General features: G+C 65.7%; 4 protein-coding genes. 1 reads left to right on the top strand and 3 read right to left on the bottom strand.

Going from position 1 to position 4,671, the window contains the following annotated elements; genetic code table 11:
- Positions 1 to 254: 254 nt before the first annotated feature.
- The 3 genes from EOA27_RS23120 to EOA27_RS23110 all read right to left on the bottom strand — a co-directional run bounded on the left by EOA27_RS23120 (position 255) and on the right by EOA27_RS23110 (position 3,743).
- Positions 255 to 1,172: a DMT family transporter gene (locus tag EOA27_RS23120; RefSeq protein WP_245467155.1), complete on the bottom strand. Its 918-nt coding sequence runs from the start codon at positions 1,170 to 1,172 to the stop codon at positions 255 to 257.
- A 39-nt stretch (positions 1,173 to 1,211) separates the two neighbouring features.
- Positions 1,212 to 2,105, bottom strand: coding sequence for a DMT family transporter (locus EOA27_RS23115; RefSeq protein WP_127257288.1), 894 nt, complete (start codon positions 2,103 to 2,105; stop codon positions 1,212 to 1,214).
- Positions 2,106 to 2,243: 138 nt separating this feature from the next.
- Positions 2,244 to 3,743 (bottom strand): peptidase S10, encoded by a 1,500-nt coding sequence (locus EOA27_RS23110; protein ID WP_126078264.1) that lies wholly within the window; start codon positions 3,741 to 3,743, stop codon positions 2,244 to 2,246.
- 310 nt (positions 3,744 to 4,053) lie between these two features.
- Between EOA27_RS23110 and EOA27_RS23105 the strand changes: the two genes are divergently transcribed.
- The gene (locus EOA27_RS23105; protein ID WP_126078263.1) at positions 4,054 to 4,560 is read left to right on the top strand and encodes an OsmC family protein; all 507 of its coding nucleotides are present in this window, start codon (positions 4,054 to 4,056) and stop codon (positions 4,558 to 4,560) included.
- Positions 4,561 to 4,671 lie beyond the last annotated feature (111 nt).

Here is a 4,671-nt window from a genome sequence, read left to right as displayed (position 1 = left end):
ATTGCCGATGGCCGACTTCGCCATCCGGCTCGGTCGCGAAGCTCCGCGCCCGGCGCGGGATCTGGCGGAGCTGCTGGGCGATGGCCTCGCCCTGCCGTGGTGATGGGCCAGGAAGTCCCAAAGAAAAAGCCGACCTTTTTGCGGGTCGGCTTCTAGTCGGACGGGTCGAGGGGTTTGGGGGGACTTGGGGGGGTGACCCGTCGACCTAACAATGCCTGAGCCGGATGATGGTTCCGTGATTGGCAAAAATATTTTTACGAGCGCGCCGATTTGGCCTTCAGCCAGTCGCGGCCCGCATGGGCAAAGACCGCGCAAAGCACGATGGCGCCGCCGATGACGCTGGCCATGGGCGGAGCTTCGCCGAGGAAGATCAGGGCAAACAGGATGGCGAACGGCACCTCGGCAGAGCCCAGCAGGCCGGATTCGGCGGCAGGGATAAGCCGCGAGCCTTCCGTCCACAGAATCGAGGCCAGCGCGAAGGAGCATCCGAAGGTGGCAAGCAGCACCACGTCGCGCGTAGAGACGGCCAGCGGATCGGTGACGAACCAGCCGAGCACGAAGAGCAGGAAGGCCGAGACCGCGCCCGCCCACACGACAGGCGAGTCACGGAAGGCGCGCACCATGATCATGTAGAGCGCGCTGCCGGCGGTCATCAAAAGCGCCAGCCCGTCGCCGAACAGATGGCCGCTGCCGAGGCCGCCGCCCACCATGATGGCGACGCCGCAAAAGGATACGGCGGCCGCGACCATTGTCTGCAGCCGGCATTTTTCCCGTACCAGAAGGAAGGCAAGGAGCGCGGCGATGAAGGGCGAGGTCGCGTAGATGACCGCGACATTGGCGACATAGGTGTATTTGAACGCCGAGATGAAAGCGATGCTGACGGCGGCACCCTCGACCGCCAAGAGCCAGCCCCGCCAGCCCAGTCTCAGGCTCTCGCGCCCGCTTGAGCGGCGCCGGCGCCAGAACACATAGAGGCTGATCAGGATCGAGCCGAAAAAACCGCGCCAGCAGGTGATGGTCAGCGGATCGGCGTGGATCGATTTGGTCAGCACGCCGGTAAGCGCGAAGGCGATGGCCGATGCCGAGATCAGGATGATGCCAAGCGTGCGCTCGGCCGCTGCGTCGGCGGCGGCATGCGTGAGCTTTTCAGGCATCTCAAGCGTGTCCGTCATGGCGCCAGCCAACCCGGTTGCTCCTGACAGCCGCTGTCATCAGGCCTGCTCCCGCTTGCGGAAATGCTCGTTGCCGACGATGAGCAGGCCGGCGCCGATGATCAGCGCCGCGCCCATGAACACCGCCGTGCGCGGCACGTCGCCCCAGATGGCGTAGCCCAGCGCGAAGGCCCAGACCAGCGAGGTGTATTCGAACGGCGCCACGATCGACACCGCGGCGCGCTTCATGCCTTCGAACAGCGCATATTGCGCCACCCCGCCGAGCGCGCCGACGCTGAGGAGCAAAAGCAGCTGCGTTCCGTCAGGCATGCGCCACCACAGCAGCGCCGGCACGGCCGAAAAGAGCAGGAAATAGAAATTGTTGAGCACGAGCTGGATCGTCGTGCGCTCCTGCAGCGCCGTCTTGCGTAAGAGCACAACGGCGATCCCCCAAAGGACTGCCGCCGCCAGCACCAGCAGCACCGGCACGGAGAGGCCGAGCCGCGTCGGATCGCAGGCGATGAAGACGCCGACGAAACCGACGAAGACCGCGATCCAGCGCAGGAGCGGCACCGTCTCGCCCAGGATCAGCACCGACAGCACGGTGACGATGATGGGTGCTGCGTAATAGATGGTGGTGAGCTCGGCAAGCTGCAGCGAGCGCGCGGCGTTGTAGTAGCAAAGCCAGGCGGCCAGCGTGAAGGCGCTGCGCACCAGCATCGGCCTGACGATCGGTGAATCGATCGTGTCGGCAAACAGCCGCTTGCCGCCGATCGCGCCGCAGGCGAGGAGCACGGTGATGGAACGCACGAACATGATCTGCCAGACCGTCATGCCAGCGACCAACAGCTTGATCGAGGCGTCCTGCGCCGAAAACAGGAAATAGGGGGCAGCCGTGAACAGGATGCCGGCCAGCACCCTTTCGCGGCTTTCGAGGACGATGACTTCGGCCATGCGGTTTAAATGTGTTTGCGTGGGGCGGTTCCGCCCCAGTCGGGACCGTTGCTCCATCTATACGGGCGAAAGCACGCATGCCGCTGCTCCAGCGCGGTGCTAGCGTTGGCGCAGGTAATTGCCGGAGGCCGGTCGGGATTACTGCGTCGCCTGATAGAGCTCCGATGCCGCGTCCTTCAGGGCGCGCCGACCGTCCGGCCGCAGATACATCATGTGCCCGCCCTCGACGACGTCGAGTCGGATCGGCTTGGCGTCTGACAGCGAAGGAAGCTGGTTCACCAGGTAACGTGAGGCGAGATAGGGCGTGACCAGGTCGGTATAGCCGTTGACGATGACGACGCCGAGGGCCGGGTTGAGCGAACGCGCCCGCTGCAAATCGTTCATCACGCCGGCATAGCCCTGGCCCGAAGTGCCGTAGTCCCAGTTGCGGGTGACCTCGCCATTGAGCAGCCGGTAGCTGATATCGGTGCGGTAGTTCAGCTCGTCGCGGACATAGGCGACGAAGGCGGATGTCAGGACCGGAACGCTGCGGTCGAGCACCGGGTCGGGGCCGGCGTCGCGCGGGCTTTGCGGCGCGATGTCGGCCGTGCCGATGGTGGCGTCATAGGGGCTGAGCACCTTGCCCGTAGCACGCTGGAATTCCTTGGCGAAAAGCCCGGTGGGGATACGGGCGAAATTGCGCTGCACGAGCTCGAGCGGCAGGCCGGTGAGTTCCGAAACGCGCCCACTGGCGAGCTTGCCGCCCTGCTCCAGCCCGCTGTTCAGCGCCGTCAGGTAATCGCCGAGCGCATAATGCTCGACCTCGGCCAGCCTGTCGCGCAGCGCATCGCCGCTCACGCCGTCACCCTTCAGGCGGGTCGCCGCCAGCGAAGGCAGCTCCAGCGCCCAATGCAACTGGTCGAACTGGTCGGGCCGCACCAGCATGAACTCCAGCGCCGGCGAGATCAGCACGATGCCGCTGGGGCTGAGGCCCACATCCTCCTGCAGCGTGCGGGCAAGAAGTGCGGCGCGAAAGCCGCCATAGCTTTCGCCGGCGAGGAACAGCGGCGATCCGGTCCGGCCGTTCTGCGCCAGATAGAGCCGGATAAAGGCGCCGACCGAGCTGGCGTCGGCATCGACGCTCCAGAATTCCTTGCCCTCATGCCCCGGCGCCTCACGGCTGTAGCCGGTGCCGACCGGATCAACGAAGACGAGATCGCTCATGTCGAGCCAGCTGTCGGGATTGTCGATGAGCTTTTGCGGCGGCCGGCGGAACTCGCCGTCGGCGGCTGTCTCGACGATGCGTGGCCCGATCGCGCCGAGATGCAGATAGGCAGACGCCGCGCCTGGCCCGCCATTGAAGACGAAGGTGACCGGCCGATCCTTCGCCGGGGCGGACGACTGCTGCGTGTAGGCGACATAGAAGATCTCGGCCGTGACCTCGCCCTTGCCCGACAGGAGCGAGAGCGTGCCGGCCTTGGCCTGGTAATCCAGCTTGCGCCCGCCAAGCGTGATCGAATGCTCGGTCACGCTCGGCGGCGGCAGCAGCGACAGCACGCCGCCTTGGGGCGCGGGGCGCTCGGGTGCTTCCGCGGCGAAGCCCGGCTGAGCAAAGGCGGCGAGCGCCAGAAGGATAAGGGGGACGAGCTTGGATCGCATGACGACTCCGCTTGGATGGCATCCGCAAAAGTATGGCTAGGGCGAGGGAAGTCAAAGAAACTATTAGCAAATGTCGAGTTCCTTCGCGCCCCCTCTGGCCTGCCGGCCATCTCCCCCACGAGGGGGGAGATCAGATGTCGCGTCGGCCTTCGCCAATCTCCGACGTTGACGAAAGGGCGCCGCCGGAGAAGCCGCCAATCTCCCCAAGTGGGCCCAAGTGGGGGAGATGGCCGGCAGGACAGAGGAGGGCGCTGTCCCGCCAGCATAACAGTGCGATCAAGCTCGGAGACTTATCGAAAAGGACAGCACCATGGACGCCACCGCACTCAAGGCCATGCAGGCGCCGCTGAAGGAAGCCTATCGCGACGACGCTGCCAAGGCACTGATCACGCTGAGAGCGCGCGGCACGCTGGACGATCAGTCGATCGCCTGCAAGGTGGAGACGGGCAGGGCGCTTGCCGTCGCCGGCCTTCATCCAGCCACCGGCGGCTCGGGCCTGGAGCTATGTTCTGGCGACATGCTGCTGGAGGCGCTGGTCGCCTGCGCGGGCGTGACGCTGAAGGCTGTGGCCACCGCGCTGGAATTCAAGCTCGGCAACGCCAGCGTCGATGCCGAGGGCGACCTCGATTTTCGCGGCACGCTCGGCGTCGCTCGCGATGCGCCAGTCGGCTTTCGCGAGATAAGGCTGAAATTCGACCTCGACACCGACGAGCCGCAAGAGCGCATCGATTCTCTGATGAAGCTCACCGAGCGCTACTGCGCGGTGTTCCAGACGATCAACAACAAGCCGGCGCTGAGCGTAAGCGCGGGGCGTTGAAGCGCGACGCCCCCTCATCCGGCCGCTACGCGGCCACCTTCTCCCCGGTGGGGAGAAGAGATTGGCACCGGCGCTGACAGCCTCCTCTCCCCAGCGGGGAGAAGGTGGCCG

The sequence above is a fragment of the Mesorhizobium sp. M2A.F.Ca.ET.037.01.1.1 genome (genome assembly GCF_003998075.1).
Classification (GTDB): domain Bacteria; phylum Pseudomonadota; class Alphaproteobacteria; order Rhizobiales; family Rhizobiaceae; genus Mesorhizobium.
This window is presented reverse-complemented; position numbering and strand designations above follow the sequence as displayed.